We start from the raw sequence: 19,753 nt of genomic DNA on the forward strand, positions 1-19,753 counted from the left end.
GTCCGGTCAGCCTCCGAAGCGCATGGTCGCCGCCAGCTTCAGCGTGATCCCGGGTTCATAGAGAACGGCTGTCGTGCTTCCGTTGAGCGGGTTGGTGTATTTGACGTCGAACAGGTTGTCGGCGCGGAAGTCGACCTTGAAATTGTCCGTCGCCTGGTAACTGGCAAAGGCGTTGACCAGCGTGTAGTCCTTGGCCACCGGATTGCCCTTGGGCTTGCCGTTGTACTGCACTTCGCCGCCGACGGTCAGCTTGTCCTCAAGGAAGCGGAGGCCGAGCTGCGCCGTCACCTGCGAGGAGGGGATGGTGGCGAGATCGGCCCGCTCGCCTTCGTACGAAATGGTATGGCCGTTGATGATGGAAGCCGAGAGGCCGGCATAACCCCAGCCGGCGTCGTAGACGCTTTCCAGCTCGAAGCCGTTGATCTTGGCCTTGGCGAAGTTCTGGTACTGGAAGCAGATTGGGATGCCGAGACCGAACGGGCAGCCGCTGGTCGGGTCGAAGGCCGAGAGCGTGACGCCGTCGATATAGTCTTCGACATTGTTGTTGAAATAGGCGGCCTTGAGCCGCAGTGCGTCGCCGGCTTCGATGATGTCGTTCTGCTTGTAGTTGACGCCGAATTCGACGGTCTTGCCGGTTTCGGGCTTGAGATTGGGGTTGGGCAGGAACGGGAAGGTGACGCCTGCGGGGTGATTGCCACTGATCAGCGTCTCCGTCAGCGAAGGTGAGCGGTAGCCTTCCGCATAGGTGCCGTAGAATTGCAGGCCCGCCAGGCCGGCGCTTTCGAAAGGTGAGACGCCGACGGTGATGCGCGGCGACAGCCTGTCGCCGGACGTTTCGTGCTCGGAGTCCTTCAGGCTGTAGTTGTCGTAGCGCAGGCCGGTGATGACCTCGAGCCATTCCCAGGTCAGCTTGTCCTGGACATAGGCGCCCGAAACGTTGCGCTTGCCCGACGGCGTGTAGAAGCTGTCGCCGCCGGCTGTGCCGCCGGTCTCGACGTCGTCGCCGACCCAGTCGCCGCCATAGGTCAGCTCATGCGCGATGCCGGCGGTCTCGAAGCGCGAGGTGTTCCAGATGTCGATGCCGGTCGTCCCGACATCGAAGGTCGACAGCGAGCCGGCGGGCAGAACCACGGGGAAGGCCCGTGCTCGGATCGAAACGGTTCTGCGCGGTAAGCGTGGTCAGGTCGAGGTTGGTCTTGTTGTAGGAGGCGTTGATGTGGAGATCGAGCCAGCTTTTGGCGTCGTCGGTGATGTTGTAGCGGGCGGTGAAGGCGTTCGACTTGAGGTCGACATCGTTGGCCGGCACGCCGCCGCTCGTCTCCGTCCATCCGTCGCTGGAGCCGACCCAGCCGAGCTTCAGCTCGCTGTTCTCGGTCGGGCGGACGGTGGTCTTGAGCAGCCCGCTCAGCACGTCGAAGCCGGTGCCGGCGACAGTATCGCCGACGCCGTTCTTGTAGTCGCCGTAGTCGCGGTAGACGATGTTGCCCAGCGCGTCCCAGTTCTCGTTGAAGCGGTAGGCGCCGCTGGCGCTGGTGGTCCAACCCTTGCCGTTGCTTTCATAGCGCCCGGTCAGTGAGCCGGCCCAGGTCTCTTCCGGCTTGAGGAAATCCTCGGCGTCCTTGGTGTCGAAGAAGACGACGCCCCCGATGGCGCCGGAGCCGTAAGTGTTGGCGACCGGGCCGCGGATCACGTCGACGGACTTGATGAGCTCGGGATCGACATAGAAGGTCGACTGCGTGCCGTGGTCGGAGCGCTGGAAATCCTGCCTGGCGCCGTCGACGATCACAGCGACGCGGCCGAAATCCTGCAAGCCGCGGATGTTGATGCTGGAGCTGACGCGCCGCGCGTCGGCCTGCACGGTCACTCCGGGAACGCCGAGCAGCATCTCGTTCGGCGTCGTCGCCATGCGGCGGTCGAGCTGTTTCCGGTCAACGTGGCTGGCCGAGGCCAGCGACTGGATCGCCGTCTCGCCGGTGCGGCTGATGACCAGGATCTTGTCGAGCAGCGTCGAATCGCCCGCGGGCTTCTCCTCGGTCTTCTTTGCTTGATCCGTCTGCTGGTCAGCCGCCGGCTGCGCGGCCTGCTGCGCTTTGGCCGCCGGCATACACAGCGCGATTGTCGCCGCGCCAGCGAGTAGCGCGGCCATTCCCTTCGCCATCGGCCGATCTGTTAGATCCGGCCGTCCCCAATTCACCAACCCCATGCCCCAACTCCAGATTTTCAGGCTCGATGCTGGCTGGCGCGGGGCTCGCTCGCGTTTTTGATCACGTCCGGCGTCTTAAATGTTGACTCATTTAGTCCGGTAATGCACGACTAGTAAACATGATTAATCGAGTCAAGAATTGAATCGGCAATTTACGGGCACCCGGCCAGACGGCCGGCACAGCAGAAGGACCGACCCGATGAACACGCATAATCCCAACGACTTCCGCTATCGCGTCCGCCGTTCGGACGACACGCAAATGCGCTACGACCGGGTGCCGATGGCGGTACGCACGCTCTCCAGCAACACGTTGTTCCAGGGTGAGCATGAGATCGGCATCGAGCATCACGGCGCGCTCTATCGGCTGAAGATCACCCGCCAGGGCAAGCTGATCCTCAACAAGTAAGCGCGGCCGGCGGGCGGCCAAATAGAGCAGACAGAAAGTGGGCAGGTGGACGACATGGACCAGCGCGTGAAGCCGTCGCCGGACGAGATCCGGCGGGCGCGGGAAGACAATGCGAAGATGCGCGAGCGCGACCTCGCGGCACAACTCGGCATTTCGGAAGCAGAGCTGGTCGCGGCGCAATGCGGCCATGGCGCCGTGCGCGTCGAGCCGCGCGTCAACGATCTGCTGACCGGCCTCGAAGCGGTCGGCGAGGTGATGGCGCTGACCCGCAACGAAAGCGCCGTGCACGAGAAGATCGGCGTCTACGACAAGGTCGTCACCGGCAACCACAACGCCATGGTGCTCGGTGAGAACATCGACCTGCGCATTTTCCCGAAAGTCTGGGCGCATGGTTTCGCCGTCGAGAAGCGGGACGGTGGCGAGATCCGCCGCAGCCTGCAGTTCTTCGACGCGGCCGGCGAGGCGGTGCACAAGGTGCATCTGCGGCCGGCCTCGAACCTCTATGCCTACCAGAAACTGGTGACGAGCCTCGAATCGTTGAACCAGGAACCGACCGTCGCGATCCTCCCAAGCGCCGCGGACGGAGAGGGCGAGGCTCAAGGGTCGGTTGCCTCGATCGACGACCTGCGAGACCGCTGGAGCCGGCTGACCGACGTGCATCAGTTCTTCGGCATGCTGAAGACGCTGAAACTCAGCCGCCGCGAGGCGGTGCGCATGGTTGGCCAGGACTATGCCTGGCTGCTCGACAACGATGCCGTCAGCGCCATGTTCCACCACGCGGCGGAAGGCGAAATGCCGATCATGTGCTTCGTCGGAAACCGCGGCTGCATCCAGATCCATTCTGGCCCGATCAAGTCGGTCAAGCCGATGGGGCCGTGGATCAATGTGCTGGACGAGACCTTCCACCTGCATCTGAGGACCGATCACGTCCATGAAGTCTGGGCGGTGCGCAAGCCGACCAAGGGCGGTCATGTCACGTCGCTCGAGGCTTATGACGTGAACGGCGGCATGATCATCCAATTCTTCGGCAAGCGCCACGAAGGCGAGGGCGAGCGCGAAGACTGGCGCTTCCTGGCCGAGAACCTGCCCCGCATTCCCAGCCCGACCGCTGCATGAGGCGAGACCCAATGCGTTTTGTTTTCAGTTTCCGCTCGGCGCTTGCGCCGATGCTTGGCGTTCTGCTGATGGTCGCTGCTCCACCTGCTCGGGCCAGCGAAAATGCGGCCGTCTTCTCCGACACCTCGCGGATCGCCCCCATCGGCGGCTCGATCACAGAGATCGTCTATGCGCTCGGCGAGGAAAGCCATCTCGTCGCCCGCGATTCGACCAGCTCTTTCCCGCAAGCTGCGCAGAAACTGCCCGATGTTGGCTATATGCGCGCGCTGTCGCCGGAGGGCGTGCTGTCGGTCAACCCGTCAGGCATCCTCGCCCTGCATGGCAGCGGCCCCAAGGAAGCGGTCGACGTGCTGAAGAAGTCGAGCGTGCCCTTCATCGAAGTGCCCGAGCACTACAGCCATGAAGGCATCCTCGAAAAGATCCGCATCGTCGGCAAGGCGCTCGGCGTCGACGCCAAGGCCGAGAAACTGGCGGCCGAGATGGATGCGAAGCTGAAGTCGGCCGAGAAGCAGACGGCTTCGATCAAAGAACGCAAGCGCATCCTGTTCGTGCTGTCGACGCAAGGCGGCAAGATCCTTGCCGCCGGCAGCGACACCGCCGGCGACGGCATCATCAAGCTTGCCGGCGCGGTCAACGCGGTCGAGGGTTTTTCCGGCTACAAGTCGATGTCCGACGAGGCGATCGTCACCGCCAGGCCGGACGTGATCCTGACCATGAAGAACGCCGGTCCGCCGATTTCGGAAGATGAGCTGTTCGCCAATCCGTCGATCGCCTCGACGCCCGCGGGCGCCGCCCGCAAGGTGATCAGCATGGACGGCGGCTATCTGCTGGGCTTCGGGCCACGCACGGCCGAAGCCATCCACGATCTTGCCGTCTCGCTCTACGGCAGCCGGGTCACGGACTGAGCGGCGATGGCCGAACAGTCGATTGCCGGTTCGACGGGCATGGCAGCCGATGGCGACCGCTCGGCGCGGGCAAGGGCCGTCATCGCGCTTTTGTGCCTGGCGCTCGCGCTCTGCGTGTTCCTGTCGCTGACCTCCGGCGCTTCGGACGCGTCCGCCGTCCGCGTCATCCGCGACTGGCTTAGCGGAGCTGTGCCGGCCGATGCGACGCTTGCCGCGCGCGACCAGCTGATCGTCTATGACATCCGCATGCCGCGCGTCCTGCTTGGCGTGCTGATCGGCGCGGCACTCTCGGTTTCCGGCGCGGTGATGCAGGGCCTGTTCCGCAATCCGCTTGCCGATCCCGGCCTGATCGGCGTCTCGGCCGGTTCGAGCCTTGGCGCGGTGGCGATCATCGTGCTCGGCACGACCTGGCTTGCGCCTGTCACCCTGGTTCTCGGCACGCTCGCCTTGCCGCTCGCGGCCTTCTTCGGTGGCTTGGCGGTGACCTTCCTGCTCTACGCCATCGCCACGCGCCAAGGGCGGACATCGGTCGCCACGATGCTGCTCTCCGGCCTGGCGCTCGCCGCCCTTGCCATGGCGCTCACCGGCATCCTGATCTTCATGGCCGACGACCGGCAATTGCGCGACCTGACCTTCTGGCAGCTCGGCTCGCTCGCCGGCGCGACATGGCCAAAGATCGGCACAGTCGGACCGGCGATCGTGCTGGCGCTGGCCGCGATGCCATTCCTGTCGCGTGGCCTCAACGCGCTGGCGCTTGGCGAGGCGACCGCCGGCCATCTGGGCATCCCGGTGCAGCGGCTGAAATACACGGCCATCGTCGGGGTGTCGGCGGCGGTCGGCGCGTCCGTCGCCGTCAGCGGCGGCATCGGCTTCATCGGCATCGTCGTGCCGCATCTCCTGCGCCTCGCGATCGGTCCGGACAACCGCTACCTGCTGCCTGCCTCTGCCTTGCTCGGTGCTGCCCTGCTTCTGCTCGCCGACGCGGTCGCCCGCACCATCGTCGCTCCAGCCGAGCTGCCGATCGGTATCGTCACGGCAGTCGCCGGCGCGCCGTTCTTCCTGTGGATCCTGTTGCGCAAGCGCGGCATCGTCGATTTATGAGCGGCCGATGATCGAAGCACGTGACATCTCGGTGGCGATCGGCGGCAAGCGCATCGTCTCGCATGTCGACTTCGCGGCGCGGGCGGGCGAGGTGACGGCAATCGTCGGGCCGAACGGGTCGGGCAAGACGACGCTGCTCAGGGCGCTGACGGGCGAGCTTTCCTATACCGGCACGGTCGCCCTCAACGGCCGCGACCTGTCCGCCATGAAGCCGGTCGAGGCAGCAACGCTTCGCGCGGTGCTGTCGCAATCCACGACACTCTCCTTCCCCTTCACCGTGCGAGAGATCGTGCGCCTCGGCCTGATCGGCGGCCGTTCCGGCGTGCTACCCGGTGAGGATGCGCGCCTGCCAGAGCGGGCGCTGGCGCGCGTCGATCTCGACGGTTTTGCCGGGCGTTTCTACCAGGAGCTTTCCGGCGGTGAGCAGCAGCGCGTGCAGCTTGCCCGCGTTCTGTGCCAGGTCTGGGCACCGGTGCTGGAGGGCAGGCCGCGTTATCTGTTCCTCGACGAGCCGGTCTCAAGCCTGGACGTCAAGCACCAGCTCATCATCATGAACATCGCCCGCGACTTCGCACGGCGCGGCGGCGGTGTCGTGGCGATCCTGCACGACCTCAACCTGACCGCCATGTATGCCGACCGCATTTTCGTGCTGCATCGCGGCCAGCTTGCCGCTGCCGGCTCGCCGCAAGACGTGCTCAACGACGAATTGATCGAGAAGGTGTTCGATTGCCGCCTCAGGGTCGGCGCGCTGCCTGCGGCGAGCGTACCTTTCGTGTTGCCGCAATCCGCAGCCTAGCTTAGGCCGCTGGCGCGCGCTGCTCCAGGAGGTCGATGCCCAGCAGGTGGCGCACGTTCGGGCGCGCTGCGACGAGGTCGGCGATCGTGTAGCGGGAAAGCACGGCGAAGAAGGCGTTGAGCGCCTCGCGCAGCGCCGAATTCAACGCGCAGCTGTCGACCAGCGGGCATTCGGCCGCGTCGTTCTCGAAGCACTCGGCCATGGCGAAGCTTTCTTCGGTGACGCGCACGACATCGAACAGGCTGATCTGCTCGGCCGGACGGCCGAGCCTTACGCCGCCGTTGCGGCCGCGCACCGTCTCGACCAGGCCGGCCTCGACCAGCGGCTGCAGGATCTTGAACAGGAACAGCTCCGAAACCGAATAGGCGGCGGCGATCTCAGGGATGCGGCTCAGCCTGTCGGTATTCGCGGCGCAATACATCAGTATGCGCATCGCATAGTTGGTCTGGCGCGTGAGCCGCATGGTATCCTCGCGAAAACATTAGTTTGGGCCGAATATGGCCCATATTTTGGAACAATTCCAGACTGGACCGCCACATAGCTGAATAATCGTGTCAACTTTTTGTGCATGCCGGCGCGTATGGGAGGCCCGATATCGCCCACACGCTTTGGGCGAGCGTTTCGTCGGCACAGGTCCTAGATAAGTGCGGTACAATAGGAGCGCCTTTCCATGTCACAATCAGCTCCGGCCCTTGCGTCGGTCCGATTCGACACCGATGCGCAAACCAAGCTCTCGGCATTGCGGCGGACCAAGTTCATCGCCGCCGCGGCGCTTGGCCTCTGCATCCTTGTTTTCGCGCTCGCCAAATCCTTCCAGGCCAGCCATCCATGGCTCGGCTTCGTCGCCGCCTTCGCCGAGGCGGCGACCATCGGCGGGCTCGCCGACTGGTATGCCGTCGTCGCGCTGTTCCGGCGGCCGCTTGGGCTGCCGATCCCGCATACCGCCATCATTCCGGAGAACCAGCACCGCATCGCCGACAATCTCGGCCGCTTCATCGAAGCCAATTTCCTGGCGCCGGAGCCGGTGCGGGAAAAGCTCGCCGAGGTCGACTTTGCCGCTCTCGTCGCCGACTGGCTGGCCGATGCCGAGCGCGCGGCGGGACTGTCGCGATTCGTCGTCCGGCTGGTGCCGCAGACGCTTAAGGCCGTGGAGCAGTCCGGCCTGCGCGACTTCGTCACCAGCCGCATGCTGGAGCAGATCGAGAAAGTGCCGCTGGCGCCTTTAGCCGCGGAGTTGCTGTCGGCGCTTACCGACGATCGCCGCCATCAAAAACTGTTCGACGAGTTCACCAGGGTGGTCGGGCGTTTCCTGAACGACGAGAAGGCGCTGGCGACGATGCGCGAGAAGATCCGCGAGGAACTGCCGTCGCTCTTCAACCTGTTTCGCGCCGACGCCTATCTGTTGAAGAAGATCGTCGCTTCCGCCGGGTCGCTGCTGGAGGAGGTGCGGGCCGATCCCGATCATCCGATGCGCGCCGAGTTCGACCGCTTCGCGCTTGGGTTCGTCGAGCGGCTCAGGACGTCGAAACAATATGCAAGGCGCGCCGAGAAGCTGAAGCGCGATTTCCTGAGCCGTCCGGAAGTCAGGGCGCTGGCCGGCGACACGTGGGGGAGCATGCGCCTGTTCATCGAGCAGGACGCCATCGCGCCCAATTCGATGATCCGCGAGCATCTTGCAAACATGTTCGTCGAGGTCGGCCGGCATCTGGCTGACGATGCCCAGATCAGGGCCGATATGAATCAGGGTTTTGTCGTGGCGCTCGCCTCCTTCGTCGAAAGCCAGAAGAGCGGCGTGTCGAAATTCATCGCCGACCAGGTCAAGCGCTGGGACCTGGCTCAACTGACGCGGCTGATCGAGATCAACATCGGCAAGGACCTGCAATATATCCGCTTCAACGGCATGGTGATCGGCGGCCTGGCCGGTTTGGCGCTCTATACGGCGGAGCGGCTGTTTCTCCTCAATTGACGCGGACCGGGCGCGCACTATTCTCCCTAACGGGCGCCGCAAAAGCGGCAGATCGGGAGGCGATGACATGGCGAGACGACCGGAATCCGACTCTTTCCTGGATATCTTCAGCAGGTTCGGCCGCGACCTGAAGCTGCCGAAGGTCGACGTTCAGGCCATCCTCGACCACCACCGCAAGAATCTCGAGGCTCTGGAGAAGTCGGCGAGGGCCAGTGCCGCCGGCGCGTCGTCCGTTCTGTCGAGGCAGCACGAAATGGTGCAGGAGGCGCTCGGCGAAATCACGCGGATGGCACAGAACTACCAGGCCCCGGGCAGTCCGCAGGAACTGATGTCGAGGCAGGTGGATTTCGCCAGGAAGTCCTTCGAGACGACGCTGAAGAATGCCGGCGAGGTCGCCGACCTGGTCCGGAAATCCGGCACCGAATCGATCGAAATCCTGCGCGACAGGATCAAGGACGCGATGGCGGAAATCCGGGCCGGCTACGACGGGAAGTGAACCAGCGGCGTGTGGCCGCGCGTTCCCAGCCTGCAGCGAACCGTCAACTCTAAGAGCGAAATCGCGCGCCCGCGAATTGACAGGAGCCGCCGGTTCATGGTCGGGAGATTGGCAGAAGCCACCGGGAAAGCAGGAATGACGGAAAATCGGCCGAGAACGCCGCCGACCTTCGAACAGTTGCGGACAATGGCCGGCCAGGAGGTCGGTGTGTCGGATTGGACGACGGTCGACCAGCAGCGCATCGACCAGTTCGCCGAATGCACGGGTGACCATCAGTGGATCCATGTCGATCCCGAGCGCGCGAAGCGTCAAAGTCCGTTCCGCACTACGATCGCGCATGGCTATCTGACGCTGTCGATCATCGGCGCGCTGGCGCTGGAGATGGGCATCGTGCCGGAAAATACGCAGGCCGCCTTCAACTACGGCTTCGACAAAGTGCGCTTCCTGGCGCCGGTGAAGTCCGGCGCGCGCATCAGGCTGCGCACGACGCTGCTCTCCATGGAGGATCGCGGCCCCGGCCAGTACCTGATGAAGGCTGCGAACACCGTCGAGATCGAAGGCGAGCAGAAGCCGGCGCTGACCGCCGAGACGCTGGTGATGATGTATGAGCGCCGCAAGCGGGCAGGCGCTTAGGCACCGCTGACGTTCAGATGAGGTCGGCCTGCAAACGGACTGACCTGAATCTCAGCAGTTCACTGAAGCGGCGGACATCGGGTCCGGTTCGGTAGTTCTCCTATCACTGCGATGCGTTTTTTGGCGGGAAGCCGCCATCGCTTTTTCGAGCACCCTGAAGATACGTTCATCTCCGCATTGGGCGACATTGAAGCGCATGAAGCGGCCGGCAGTATGCGACAGGCTGAAGGCATTGCCGGGCGCCAGCACGACATTATCCGAGAGCGCATGGCGGGCGACATCGGCGGCGTCGATGTTGTCGGGGAGGCGGCACCACAGGAACATGCCGGCGGCCTGGTCGATCCAGGGCGCGATGCCCATCGCTTTCAGCCTGCCGGCGGTCTCGGTCATGGCGCGCGCCAGCCGGGCGCGCAGCTGCTCGACATGCTTGCGGTAACTGCCGTCCTTCAACAGGGTCAGCACCAGTTCGGAGGAGAGCCGTCCGCCGCCGAAACTCGTTGCGATCTTGAGGTCGATAAGCCCTTCCATCCAGTCGCGGGGCGTGGCGATGAAGCCGCAGCGCACCGAGGCCGACAGCGTCTTGGAGAAGGAGCCGATCTGGACGACGCGGCCGAGGCCGTCGAACGCCGCCAGCCTCGGTGCCGGCGTGTGCTCGAAATCGGCGAAGATGTCGTCCTCGACGATGGCGAGGTCGGAATGATCGGCAAGCTTGAGCAAGCGGTGGGCGACGACCGGCGAGAGCACCGCGCCGGTGGGGTTGTGGAGCGCCGAATTGGTGATGTAGAGGCGCGGCCGATGCTCGGCGAGCGCCTGCGCGAACAGGTCGATATCGGGTCCGGTCGGCGTCATGGGGATGCCGACGACCTTCGCCCGATGGGCGCGCAAAAGCGCGTGGAAGTTGAAGTAGCAGGGATCGTCGACCAGCACGGTATCGCCGGGCTCGAGCAGGAAGCGGCACAGGAGGTCAATCGCCTGCGTTCCGGATTCGGTGAGCATGATCTGGTCCGGCGAAGCCTCGACGCCATGCGCCGACAGGCGGCGGGCCAGGAGCTGCCGCAGCGCCGGCAAGCCAAGCGGCGTGCCGTAGTCGACAAGCGTCGCGTCGTCGGCGCGCGCCGCTCCCCGCAAGGCGCGGCGCAAGGCGGCCTGCGGCATCCATGAAGCCGGCAGCCAGCCGCAACCCGGCTTCAGCATGTCGCTGCTTGCGTCCAGCGACTGCCGCGAGACCCAGAGCGGATCGACGGCGCGGTCGAGCCGCGGCCCGATCTCGGCCAGCGACAGCGGCGCCAACGGACCGGAGGCGTAGAAGCCCGAACCGGGTCGGGAGCGGATCGTGCCTTCCGCCGCAAGCCGCTCGTAGGCTTCGACCACCGTCGACTTCGACACCTGCATGGTGCCGGCGAAGGCGCGGATCGAAGGCAGGCGGGCGCCCGGCGTCAGGATGCGCGCGGCGATCCGCTGCCGGATCGCCGCCATGACGGCTTCGACGAGCGTTCCGGCATTGTCGGCATTCGGGTCGAGCGTGTCCATCTGTACTTCCCTGAAGACCATTACAGTTTTGCAGAATTGTACTCCATTGTCTCTGGCTACGCCATGCGCTGCGCCGGTACGAAAGCGCAAACGGAGCAGATGATGGACAAGAGTTTCAACGGCTGGCTCAACGGCTTCATAGGCGTGCTGATCTTCAGCGGCTCGCTGCCGGCGACGCGCGTGGCGGTGGTGGATTTCGACCCGACCTTCCTGACCTCGGCCCGTGCGGCGATCGCAGGCCTGCTCGGCATTGCGATGCTGCTCCTGTTCCGCGAGAAGCGCCCGGGGCGAGGCGATCTGGTATCGCTGCTTGTCGTTGCGCTGGGCGTCGTGGTCGGCTTTCCCCTGCTGACGGCGCTGGCGCTCAAGCATGTCACCGCGGCGCACTCCATCATCTTCGTCGGCCTGCTGCCGCTCGCAACCGCGATTTTCGGCGTGCTGCGCGGCGGCGACCGTCCGCGCCCGGCCTTCTGGCTGTTCTCGTGCCTGGGCAGCGCGCTTGTTGCGGGTTTTGCACTGGTGCAAGGCGTCACTGCATCCCTGGTCGGCGACGGCTTGATGCTCGCCGCCATCATCGCCTGCGGCCTGGGCTATGCCGAAGGGGCGGCACTTTCGCGCAGGCTTGGCGGCTGGCAGGTCATCTGTTGGGCGCTGGCGCTGTCGCTGCCGGTCATGCTGGTGCTGACCTTCGTCACGCTGCCGCCGTCCTTCGCCGGTGTCGGCTCCGGCGCCTGGATCGGCCTCGCCTATGTCTCGCTGTTCAGCATGCTGATCGGCTTCGTGTTCTGGTATCGCGGCCTGGCGCAGGGCGGTATCGCGGCCGTCGGGCAATTGCAGTTGCTGCAGCCCTTCTTTGGCCTGGCGCTGGCGGCGAGCCTGCTGCACGAGCAGGTCAGCCCGCTGATGGTGGTCGTCACGCTGGGCGTGGTGGCCTGCGTGTTCGGGGCGAAGAAGTTTGCAAAGCCCGGTCCGACATTGCGCCCGGTCGAGCAATGACAGCGTTGTTCCTTACTGGAACTTCGTCACCACCCCGATGCCGATGCCCTCGAAACCGCCCATCGCCATCAGTGCTGCCGGCGCCTCTTCGAGGCTGATCCTTTTGCCGACCAGCAATTCCGGTTTCAGCTTGCCTGTACGGATCATCTCCATCATCGCGGAATAGCGGTAGGCCTGCATGCCGTGGCTGCCTAGGATTTCGAGCTCGAAGGCGATCACCTTGTCCATCGGCACCTGCGGGCGGGCATGCTCGGCCAGCATCAGCCCGACCTGAACATGGCGGCCGCGCCGGCGCAGATTGGCGATCGAGTTGAAGCATGTCGTGGGATGGCCGAGCGCATCCATCGACATATGCGCGCCGCCATTGGTGATCTGCTTGACCGCCTTGACCACATTGGACGTCGTCGAGGCGTTGATCGTCGCCACCGCGCCGATCTTTTTCGCGAACTCCAGCTTCTCGTCCGTCAGGTCGATGGCGATGACATTGGCGCCCATGGCGCTGGCGATCATGATCGCCGAGAGGCCGACGCCACCGCAGCCATGCACCGCCACCCATTCGCCGGGCGTCACCCGGCCCTGGTCGACGATGGCGCGGAAGGAGGTGACGAAACGGCAGCCGAGGCTGGCGGCTGTGGCGAATTCCATCTCCTCGGGCAGGCGCACGAGATTGGTGTCGGCATGCTCGATGCCGACATATTCGGCGAACGAACCCCAGCCGGTGAAGCCCGGCTGCGTCTGGTGCTCGCAGACCTGGTGGTTGCCGGAGTTGCATTCGAAGCAGCGTCCACAGCCGACCGCGAACGGCACGGTGACCCGGTCGCCCGCCTTCCAGCGGCTCACCTGCTTGCCGGCGGCGACGACGACGCCCGCCAGTTCGTGACCGGGCACATGCGGCAGGGTGATGCCGTCATCATGGCCCATCCAGCCATGCCAGTCGCTGCGGCACAGTCCCGTCGCCTCGACCTTGATGACAACGCCATCCGCCGCCGGTTTCGGGTCGGGCACGGTCTGGATCGTCGGCGCTTCGCCGAATTTCTCGAAGACGACAGCTTTCATGGGGATGCTTCCAGATGTTTCAGTTCAAACGGCCATGCGGAGTCTTAAGCTAAATTGGCTATGGTGGTTGGTCGAGCAGCGGTTGCCGCCTGCGAAACCACTCGTCGGCTTCGGCATCCCAAGGCCAGATGCCGGAGGTTGTCGGAAACACGAGTTGCATAACCCGAAAATCCGGGCCGTCGTAGAACCAGATATCCCAACCGAAATATTCGGGATAGTGGTCCGGGTGGACTGTGCCAAACTGACAATCGAAGCCACCTCCAAGAAAACCCGACGCTCGCTCTCCGACGTTGAACCTCTCACCGCTGCGCACTCGTCGGCAATACTCGTTGATGATGGTCAGCGAAAGGTCCGGCTTCAGCCCGACTACAACCAATTCAGGGACTTTGAAGTTGTGCTCTATCCCCACTGAGTAAGCGAACGGCGGATGCTCGTCCTCCTCCAGCACATAGAGGATATGGCAGCCATACTCTTCGATATCGGCGAGTGCCTTGGCCTCGTCCGGGTCCCTGGCTTCTCTATTCGGCATCGATCTGGTTCTGGGGCGCGGCTTTCTGGAAAGCCGGCAGCGCCATGCAGGCGGCGTGGATGCGCGAGATCACCGGATAGGGCGCCATGTCGACGCCGAAGCGCGCGTTGTTGGTGACCTGGGCGGCGAGACAGATGTCAGCCAGCCCGGGCGCATCGCCATGGCAGAAGGTGCCGGTCTCAGGCGACGAGGCCAGAATCTTTTCAAGCGGCTGAAAACCTTCGTTCACCCAGTGCCGGAACCAGTTGACGACATCCTCGTCGCCGGCACCGAACACGTTGCGCAGCGAGGTGAGCACGCGCAGATTGTTCACCGGGTGGATGTCACAGGCGATCATCTGCGCCAGCATCCTGACGCGGGCGCGGCCCAGCGCATCCTTGGGCAGCAGCGGCGGCTCGGGCGCGATCTCGTCGAGATATTCGATGATCGCCAGCGACTGCGTCAGCAGCGTGCCGTCGTCGAGCACCAGCGCCGGCACCAAGCCTTGCGGGTTGACCGCGAGATAGGCGGGCTCGAGATGCTCGCCGTGGCGCAAATGATGCGGCACATAGGTGTAGCTCAGCCCCTTCATCTCCAGCGCGATCCGCACCCGGTATGAGGTGGAGGAGCGGTAGTAGTTATGGAGGACGAGGTCGCTCATGGCTTCGGCTGCCCAATGTTGACCTCGATCGTTCCGATGCCGTCGACGCCGCCGGTGATCCTGTCGCCCGCCTTAACCGCGCCGACGCCCGCCGGCGTGCCGGTGAAGATCAGGTCACCGGGCCGGAGCTCGACGGCCTCGCTGCAGATCGCAACGACGTCGGCGACCGGCCAGATCAGCTCGGCGAGATCGCCGTCCTGCCTGACTTCGCCATTGACGGCGAGCCAGATGCGGCCGTTGTCGGGGTGGCCTGACCTCGCGACCGGGAGCAGCGGGCCGCAAGGCGCGGACTGGTCGAACGCTTTCGACCAGTCCCAGGGGCGGGCCGCTTTCTTGGCCTGGTCCTGCAGGTCGCGGCGGGTCAAATCGACACCGACGCCGTAGCCCCAGACATGGGCGAGCGCCTCGGCACGTGGAATGCGGAAGCCGGCCTTGCCGATCGCCACGACCAGCTCGATCTCGTGGTGGAGATTGGCGGTCAAAGGCGGGTAGGGGATCTCGGCGCCGCTGTCGACCACAGCGTCGGCCGGCTTGGTGAAGAAGAACGGCGGGTCGCGCTCGTCATTGCCAAGCTCGCGGGCATGCGCTGCGAAGTTGCGACCGACGCAGAAGATGCGGCGCACGGCAAACCGTTCCGCCGAACCGGCGACGGCGACCGAAGCAATCGCGGGCGGCGGAAGGACGAAGTCTGGCATGGGCGGTCTCTGCGTTGAGTATGAATCCATCCGCACATTCGGCCGATTTCGGCAGGCGGGCAAGGCATTAGCCCATGAAAACATTGGCCCTGTCGTTTTGCCGACAAGCGACTTTCAGGCGATGTACTATTTGGCAATAATCTGACCATGGTCACGGGACTATCCTGTGCCCGACGAAACCGAACCGATGCCCGAACCGATGCAATGACCGCCGTCAACGATCGCGCCCGCTTCCTGATCATCGACGACCACCCGCTGTTTCGCGAGGCGCTGCACAGCGCCGTGCAGATGGCCTATCCGGATGTCGACACGGTCGAGGCACGCTCGATCGCCGAGGCGATCGAGCTTCTGGCCGATGCAAAGCCGTTCGACCTCGCGCTGCTCGACTTGAGCATGCCCGACGTGCACGGCTTCGAAGGGTTATTGCAGCTCAGGACCCGCTATCCGCGGCTGCCGGTGGTGATCGTATCGGGCTACGAGGAGCCGAAGATCATCTCCGAGGCGCTGTCTTATGGCGCCGCCGGCTTCATCCCGAAGTCGGCGAGGAAAAGCGATCTCGCCGCCGCCATCCGCTCTGTGATGGACGGCGCCGTCTACGTGCCGGAAAACTACGAGGGACAGCCGCCGGACCCCGACAGCACCGATCGCGCCGACATGGTGCAGCGCCTGGCCAGGCTGACGCCGCAGCAGCTCAGGGTTTTGCAGATGCTGCGCCAGGGCATGCTCAACAAGCAGATCGCCTATGAGCTGCAGGTGGGTGAAACCACGGTCAAGGCGCATGTCTCGGAGATTTTGCGCAAGCTCAACGTCTACAGCCGCACGCAGGCGGTGATCGAGGTGTCGAAGCTCGACAACGCGGAGTTGTTCAGGGATCAGGCCGGGTTTTGATGCAGCATGGATCCATTTAGTTTGATCGCTTGAACGTGCCTGGCACCATGTCGGTGCGCATAAGTGTTATCCTTCGTATCCTATCCGCATAGGGCTGATACTCGATATGAATCGAATAGCGCTCTTCATCATATCGATCCCAGGGACCGTATTCACCTAGAATGGGGTCGGTATGGGGCTTGCCGCTCTTTGAAGGCAGGCCAAGGATGCTTTGCACTTCCCAGCGTTTTGTTGAAAAGGGAATTTCAATAAGCGATTTGTCAAAATCATCAGATTCTACAAATATAGTATTTATCGTTTCATCGCTGTCGCAGGTGAATGAAAATCCATGGCGGCCGGCTTCATAGTTTACTGTTTGCTCTGGAAGGTAGTCATCAACTGATCGTTCAAAATTCCAACGCTTAAACGGGTCCGACGTCAAAGGTGCGATGCTGGCTTTCCAAGAAAATCAAGAAGACGCATAGCTCGACGCTAAGCCAGCAAATGCGCCAGCAGCGCGCGCAGTTGCGCCGGTTTCAGCGGCTTGCGCATCAGTTCTATGCCGGCGGCTCGGGCGGCTTTGGCGATGAGCTCTGAGCCGTCGGCGGTGACGATCAGCGCCGGCACCGGGCGGCCGAGATAGTCGCGCACTTCGGCTATGGTTGCGGTGCCCAGGTCGCCGCCGTCGAGATGCTGGTCGGCGATGATGATGTCGGGCATCCAGGCGGTATCGCCGAGCAGATCGAGCGCGTCGTCGGTCGAGGTGGCGGCGCGTACCAGGCATTGCCAGCGCTCGAGCAGCGAGGTCATGGCGCTCAGCACGTCGGCGTCGTTCTCGACCAGGAGCACCTTGGTGCCGAACAGGCCGTAGCCGCGCGGCCTTTCCATATCGGCGCTGCCGGCCGCCGGCTCAGCCGCGGCGTTCATGCCGACCGGCACGTCGATATGGAAGATCGTTCCGCGTCCCACTTTTGAGGAAAAAGTCACTGGATGGCCAAGTGCGGCCGCCATGCGGCGGACGATGGCCAGACCCAGACCCAGCCCTCCCGTCAGTCCGCCATCGGCGAGCGTGGAGATGCCGCGATGGAATTCCTCGAATACCGCCTCGCGCTGGTCGTCGGGGATGCCGCAGCCGGTGTCGGCGACGTCGATGCGGATGGTGTCGCCGCGATGCCTGGTGCCGACCAGCACGCCGCCGGAGCGGGTGTAGCGCAGCGCGTTGGAGAGGATGTTCTGCAGGATGCGGCGTAAGAGCGTGCGGTCCGAGCGCACGACGACACTGACCGGCCGGAATTTTAGCGAGAGACCCTTCTTTTCCGCCTCGGGCAGGAAATCCGAGCGCAGCGAGGAAAACAACGTCTCCAGGCTGACGTCGCCGATCTCCGGCTGCACCACGCCGGCATCGAGCTTGGAGATGTCGAGCAGCGTGCGCAGCAGGTCTTCCATCGTCTCCAGCGAGCGCTCGACCTGGCGGACAAGCTTTTTGCCCTCCTCGCTGGTCTGGACTTCCGCAAGCGCGGAGACCGACAGATGCGCGGCGTTGAGCGGCTGCAGCACGTCGTGGCTGGCGGCGGCGAGGAACCTGGTCTTGGAGAGGTTCGCCAGCTCCGCCGTTTCCTTGGCGGCGACGAGCTCGACATTCGACTGCTCGAGCCGGCGCAGCGTCGCGTGCAATTCCTCGGTGCGGGTGCGCACCCGGTTTTCCAGCGAAATCGCTGTCTGGAACAGCGAGAAGGCGTTACCCTGCTGATCCATCGAGCGCTCGACGCGGCTGACGAGCGCGGCGTTGATCTTCTTCAGCTTTTCGAGGTCGTCTATGTCGCGGAGCGGCATGGCTGCACTACTCGGCCGCCTGACGTTCGCCGAAGGCGATGCCGGTAAAAGTCTGGTTCAAATGCATCGAGCGGTACTGCTCGCCATAGGTGCCGAAACCGATGACGTTGTTGGTCCGGTAGAGCTCGGAAATGTCGCGGAAGACCTGGCGGTTGCGCGCGTCGAGCCTGCGCAGCACGCAGTCGAAACCGAGGATCATGTCGATGCCGCCGAGCTTGTGCTCGACGTCCTGCAACGCCGCGCGCGTCGCTTCTACCATGTTCTTGGGCTGGGCGATGGACAGGACGACGCCGTCGTCGATGGCGCAGAAGAACGACAGCGAGCCGTCGGTATGCATGCGCTGGATCGAGCGGCAATAGTATTCTCCGCCCACCTTCACCACGACAGGGTGCGAGGCAAAGCTCAAGGGCGTCAGCGTTTGCGGAACGATGCCGACGGAGGCGGCGTATTCCTCCGCCGCGTTGGTGGCGTTGAACTCGCGCACGATGCGATGGTCGGGGTCGGAGGCCGTCACCACCAGCTTCTCGTCGGTGGGAATGAAATTGTCGGTCTTGAAGACGTGGAACGGGATCTCGGTCGCGATCAGCACGACGATGGCGCTGTCGGAGGCGACCTTGCCGTTGGAGATCAGCCGGGTGGTCTCGAATTTCAGGTCGTCGCCCGCTGAGCCGCCGATCAGCGGAATGTCGTCCAGTCCCCAGTGGATGGCGGAGGTCACCGCCTCCTCGGCGTAGGACAGTCCGTCGATAAAGCAGAGCGCGAACACGCTTTTCGCCCGCTCATGGCCGGCGCGGCCGCGCAGCAGCCGCCGCAGCGCCGCGACCTCGCCGGTGATCCTGTCCATGCCGGAGGAGGAGAGGTTTTCAACCATCGTGCTGACGGTCGAAAATGATGCCGACGGCAAAAGCAGGGCAAGCACATGGCCTTCCTCAAGCCCTTGCGGCGTGATCTCGCCGGCGGTCGAGCATCCGGCATAGGCAAGTGCCGGCGCATGCTGCTCCAGCGCATGGGTCAGTGCCGATGCGTCGATAAGGCTTTGGGAGAAGAAGAGCAGCGCGAAACCGGCGTCGACGGCCGCGGCTTCGGCCGCGATTGCCCGGGCAAAGGCGTTTGGATCGGGCTCATCGGTGGTGAGCGCCGAGAAGCCGCATGCGTAGCGCGTGCTCGAACTGGCCAGCTTGCCTTCTCCCGCAATTCCTCCAACGCTGTTTTTATGCGTGTCCTTGTGCGTATTCGGCACGCGTGCGTCGAGGGCATCTTTGCCTTCAATCCCTGTTTTGGCAATGGGCCGGGCACCGTACCGCACAGCGCCCTGGCCATGACCGAAAGTACAATTGGCGGAATGCCGGCCGCGCTGTTTCTTACCCATTGTGCGGTATGAGGATAACGCACTGCCGAAGCAGCTGCGCGGCATCGGCAACGTGATGACCAAGGTTATACCCAGGGGAGGTTGCATGTCGGACGTGTCGTTGACTGTGAATGGCAGACGGGTCAGCGGGAACGCCGAGGACCGAACGCTGCTGGTGCATTTCCTGAGGGAACAGCTCGGACTCACCGGCACCCATGTCGGCTGCGATACCTCGCAGTGCGGCGCCTGCGTCGTGCATGTCGACGGCAGGGCGGTGAAATCCTGCACGATGCTCGCCGTTCAGGCGTCGGGGTCGACGATCGTCACCATCGAAGGACTGGCGAACGGCGCCGACCTGCATCCGGTGCAGGCGGCGTTCAAGGAACATCACGGGCTGCAATGCGGCTTCTGCACGCCGGGCATGATCATGGCGGCGACCGACATGATCTCCCGCCACCCGCAGGGTCTCGACGAAGCGACCGTGCGCGCCGAGCTCGACGGCAACATCTGCCGCTGCACCGGCTACCACAACATCGTCAAGGCGATCCTCGCCGCGTCGCAAGCGATGGCGAAGGGATCGAAGGGCAAGGCGAAGCAGGCAGCTTAGGGGAGTAAGGGAATAGGGGAGTAAGGGAGT

20 protein-coding genes and 1 pseudogene are annotated in these 19,753 nt (G+C 64.1%); 11 read left to right on the plus strand and 10 right to left on the minus strand.

Annotated features, from left to right (window positions below):
• Positions 1-6 precede the first annotated feature (6 nt).
• A pseudogene (locus RFN30_RS32440) lies at positions 7-2,203 on the minus strand (TonB-dependent hemoglobin/transferrin/lactoferrin family receptor).
• Positions 2,204-2,402: 199 nt separating this feature from the next.
• On the opposite strand from RFN30_RS32440, the gene hemP reads away from it, so the two are divergent.
• Genes hemP through RFN30_RS23525 form a run of 5 tightly spaced genes read left to right on the plus strand, consistent with a single transcriptional unit; the run spans position 2,403 to position 6,527 of the window.
• Entirely contained in the window at positions 2,403-2,609 is a 207-nt protein-coding gene (hemP, locus tag RFN30_RS23505) for a hemin uptake protein HemP (RefSeq protein ID WP_126088735.1), read from the plus strand.
• Positions 2,610-2,663: 54 nt separating this feature from the next.
• On the plus strand, positions 2,664-3,725 hold the full coding sequence (locus tag RFN30_RS23510; protein ID WP_320264471.1) for a hemin-degrading factor: 1,062 nt from the start codon (positions 2,664-2,666) through the stop codon (positions 3,723-3,725).
• An 11-nt stretch (positions 3,726-3,736) separates the two neighbouring features.
• The gene (locus RFN30_RS23515) at positions 3,737-4,630 is read left to right on the plus strand and encodes a heme/hemin ABC transporter substrate-binding protein (RefSeq protein WP_320264472.1); all 894 of its coding nucleotides are present in this window, start codon (positions 3,737-3,739) and stop codon (positions 4,628-4,630) included.
• A 6-nt stretch (positions 4,631-4,636) separates the two neighbouring features.
• Positions 4,637-5,731: a FecCD family ABC transporter permease gene (locus RFN30_RS23520; RefSeq protein ID WP_320264473.1), complete on the plus strand. Its 1,095-nt coding sequence runs from the start codon at positions 4,637-4,639 to the stop codon at positions 5,729-5,731.
• A 7-nt stretch (positions 5,732-5,738) separates the two neighbouring features.
• Positions 5,739-6,527, plus strand: a complete 789-nt coding sequence (locus tag RFN30_RS23525; protein WP_320264474.1) for a heme ABC transporter ATP-binding protein — start codon at positions 5,739-5,741, stop codon at positions 6,525-6,527.
• A 1-nt stretch (position 6,528) separates the two neighbouring features.
• Here the strand turns inward: RFN30_RS23525 and rirA are convergent, their stop codons facing one another.
• On the minus strand, positions 6,529-6,990 hold the full coding sequence (gene rirA / locus RFN30_RS23530; RefSeq protein ID WP_278072988.1) for an iron-responsive transcriptional regulator RirA: 462 nt from the start codon (positions 6,988-6,990) through the stop codon (positions 6,529-6,531).
• 207 nt (positions 6,991-7,197) lie between these two features.
• Here rirA and RFN30_RS23535 point away from each other — a divergent pair, with 207 nt between their 5' ends.
• From RFN30_RS23535 to RFN30_RS23545, 3 genes are all read left to right on the plus strand, one after another.
• A complete protein-coding gene (locus RFN30_RS23535) occupies positions 7,198-8,493 on the plus strand; it encodes a DUF445 domain-containing protein (RefSeq protein ID WP_320264475.1) in 1,296 nt (431 codons plus the stop codon).
• A gap of 67 nt (positions 8,494-8,560) precedes the next feature.
• Entirely contained in the window at positions 8,561-8,989 is a 429-nt protein-coding gene (locus tag RFN30_RS23540; RefSeq protein WP_320264476.1) for a phasin family protein, read from the plus strand.
• A 135-nt stretch (positions 8,990-9,124) separates the two neighbouring features.
• A complete protein-coding gene (locus RFN30_RS23545; RefSeq protein ID WP_320264477.1) occupies positions 9,125-9,622 on the plus strand; it encodes a MaoC family dehydratase in 498 nt (165 codons plus the stop codon).
• A gap of 51 nt (positions 9,623-9,673) precedes the next feature.
• Here RFN30_RS23545 and RFN30_RS23550 read toward each other — a convergent pair whose 3' ends face one another.
• Positions 9,674-11,152: an aminotransferase-like domain-containing protein gene (locus RFN30_RS23550; protein WP_320264478.1), complete on the minus strand. Its 1,479-nt coding sequence runs from the start codon at positions 11,150-11,152 to the stop codon at positions 9,674-9,676.
• A gap of 102 nt (positions 11,153-11,254) precedes the next feature.
• Here RFN30_RS23550 and RFN30_RS23555 point away from each other — a divergent pair, with 102 nt between their 5' ends.
• On the plus strand, positions 11,255-12,148 hold the full coding sequence (locus RFN30_RS23555; RefSeq protein ID WP_320264479.1) for a DMT family transporter: 894 nt from the start codon (positions 11,255-11,257) through the stop codon (positions 12,146-12,148).
• A gap of 12 nt (positions 12,149-12,160) precedes the next feature.
• Here RFN30_RS23555 and RFN30_RS23560 read toward each other — a convergent pair whose 3' ends face one another.
• The 4 genes from RFN30_RS23560 to RFN30_RS23575 are packed head-to-tail and all read right to left on the minus strand — an operon-like array spanning position 12,161 to position 15,068.
• Positions 12,161-13,204 carry a zinc-dependent alcohol dehydrogenase family protein gene (locus RFN30_RS23560; RefSeq protein WP_320264480.1) on the minus strand — a complete coding sequence of 348 codons (1,044 nt, stop codon included), beginning with the start codon at positions 13,202-13,204 and terminating at the stop codon, positions 12,161-12,163.
• Between the two features lie 58 nt (positions 13,205-13,262).
• Positions 13,263-13,733, minus strand: coding sequence for a DUF4262 domain-containing protein (locus RFN30_RS23565; protein ID WP_320264481.1), 471 nt, complete (start codon positions 13,731-13,733; stop codon positions 13,263-13,265).
• Positions 13,723-14,373, minus strand: coding sequence for a maleylacetoacetate isomerase (maiA, locus tag RFN30_RS23570; protein ID WP_320264482.1), 651 nt, complete (start codon positions 14,371-14,373; stop codon positions 13,723-13,725). Before maiA ends, RFN30_RS23565 begins: the two co-directional genes overlap by 11 nt.
• On the minus strand, positions 14,370-15,068 hold the full coding sequence (locus RFN30_RS23575; RefSeq protein WP_320264483.1) for a fumarylacetoacetate hydrolase family protein: 699 nt from the start codon (positions 15,066-15,068) through the stop codon (positions 14,370-14,372). Before RFN30_RS23575 ends, maiA begins: the two co-directional genes overlap by 4 nt.
• A 204-nt stretch (positions 15,069-15,272) precedes the next feature.
• Here RFN30_RS23575 and RFN30_RS23580 point away from each other — a divergent pair, with 204 nt between their 5' ends.
• On the plus strand, positions 15,273-15,956 hold the full coding sequence (locus RFN30_RS23580) for a response regulator (RefSeq protein ID WP_127859873.1): 684 nt from the start codon (positions 15,273-15,275) through the stop codon (positions 15,954-15,956).
• Between the two features lie 16 nt (positions 15,957-15,972).
• On the opposite strand, the gene RFN30_RS23585 is transcribed toward RFN30_RS23580, so the two are convergent.
• From RFN30_RS23585 to RFN30_RS23595, 3 genes are read right to left on the minus strand one after another with little or no spacing between them, the layout of a single operon-like run.
• Complete coding sequence (locus RFN30_RS23585) at positions 15,973-16,377, minus strand: DUF6392 family protein (RefSeq protein WP_320264484.1); 405 nt, start codon at positions 16,375-16,377, stop codon at positions 15,973-15,975.
• Between the two features lie 50 nt (positions 16,378-16,427).
• The gene (locus tag RFN30_RS23590; protein WP_320264485.1) at positions 16,428-17,768 is read right to left on the minus strand and encodes an ATP-binding response regulator; all 1,341 of its coding nucleotides are present in this window, start codon (positions 17,766-17,768) and stop codon (positions 16,428-16,430) included.
• Positions 17,769-17,775: 7 nt separating this feature from the next.
• Positions 17,776-18,963: an FIST N-terminal domain-containing protein gene (locus tag RFN30_RS23595; RefSeq protein WP_320264622.1), complete on the minus strand. Its 1,188-nt coding sequence runs from the start codon at positions 18,961-18,963 to the stop codon at positions 17,776-17,778.
• A 259-nt stretch (positions 18,964-19,222) separates the two neighbouring features.
• Between RFN30_RS23595 and RFN30_RS23600 the strand changes: the two genes are divergently transcribed.
• Complete coding sequence (locus RFN30_RS23600; RefSeq protein ID WP_320264486.1) at positions 19,223-19,723, plus strand: (2Fe-2S)-binding protein; 501 nt, start codon at positions 19,223-19,225, stop codon at positions 19,721-19,723.
• Positions 19,724-19,753 lie beyond the last annotated feature (30 nt).

It is taken from the genome of Mesorhizobium dulcispinae (assembly GCF_033977345.1).
Classification (GTDB): Bacteria; Pseudomonadota; Alphaproteobacteria; order Rhizobiales; family Rhizobiaceae; genus Mesorhizobium; species Mesorhizobium dulcispinae.

Excerpts from the sequence above, each read along its gene's own strand:
- hemP (WP_126088735.1), top strand. The coding sequence starts at position 2,403 with ATGAACACGCATAATCCCAACGACTTCCGCTATCGCGTCCGCCGTTCG.
- RFN30_RS23510 (WP_320264471.1), top strand. The coding sequence starts at position 2,664 with ATGGACCAGCGCGTGAAGCCGTCGCCGGACGAGATCCGGCGGGCGCGG.
- RFN30_RS23515 (WP_320264472.1), top strand. The coding sequence starts at position 3,737 with ATGCGTTTTGTTTTCAGTTTCCGCTCGGCGCTTGCGCCGATGCTTGGC.
- RFN30_RS23520 (WP_320264473.1), top strand. The coding sequence starts at position 4,637 with ATGGCCGAACAGTCGATTGCCGGTTCGACGGGCATGGCAGCCGATGGC.
- RFN30_RS23525 (WP_320264474.1), top strand. The coding sequence starts at position 5,739 with ATGATCGAAGCACGTGACATCTCGGTGGCGATCGGCGGCAAGCGCATC.
- rirA (WP_278072988.1), bottom strand. The coding sequence starts at position 6,990 with ATGCGGCTCACGCGCCAGACCAACTATGCGATGCGCATACTGATGTAT.
- RFN30_RS23535 (WP_320264475.1), top strand. The coding sequence starts at position 7,198 with ATGTCACAATCAGCTCCGGCCCTTGCGTCGGTCCGATTCGACACCGAT.
- RFN30_RS23540 (WP_320264476.1), top strand. The coding sequence starts at position 8,561 with ATGGCGAGACGACCGGAATCCGACTCTTTCCTGGATATCTTCAGCAGG.
- RFN30_RS23545 (WP_320264477.1), top strand. The coding sequence starts at position 9,125 with ATGACGGAAAATCGGCCGAGAACGCCGCCGACCTTCGAACAGTTGCGG.
- RFN30_RS23550 (WP_320264478.1), bottom strand. The coding sequence starts at position 11,152 with ATGGACACGCTCGACCCGAATGCCGACAATGCCGGAACGCTCGTCGAA.
- RFN30_RS23555 (WP_320264479.1), top strand. The coding sequence starts at position 11,255 with ATGGACAAGAGTTTCAACGGCTGGCTCAACGGCTTCATAGGCGTGCTG.
- RFN30_RS23560 (WP_320264480.1), bottom strand. The coding sequence starts at position 13,204 with ATGAAAGCTGTCGTCTTCGAGAAATTCGGCGAAGCGCCGACGATCCAG.
- RFN30_RS23565 (WP_320264481.1), bottom strand. The coding sequence starts at position 13,733 with ATGCCGAATAGAGAAGCCAGGGACCCGGACGAGGCCAAGGCACTCGCC.
- maiA (WP_320264482.1), bottom strand. The coding sequence starts at position 14,373 with ATGAGCGACCTCGTCCTCCATAACTACTACCGCTCCTCCACCTCATAC.
- RFN30_RS23575 (WP_320264483.1), bottom strand. The coding sequence starts at position 15,068 with ATGCCAGACTTCGTCCTTCCGCCGCCCGCGATTGCTTCGGTCGCCGTC.
- RFN30_RS23580 (WP_127859873.1), top strand. The coding sequence starts at position 15,273 with ATGACCGCCGTCAACGATCGCGCCCGCTTCCTGATCATCGACGACCAC.
- RFN30_RS23590 (WP_320264485.1), bottom strand. The coding sequence starts at position 17,768 with ATGCCGCTCCGCGACATAGACGACCTCGAAAAGCTGAAGAAGATCAAC.
- RFN30_RS23600 (WP_320264486.1), top strand. The coding sequence starts at position 19,223 with ATGTCGGACGTGTCGTTGACTGTGAATGGCAGACGGGTCAGCGGGAAC.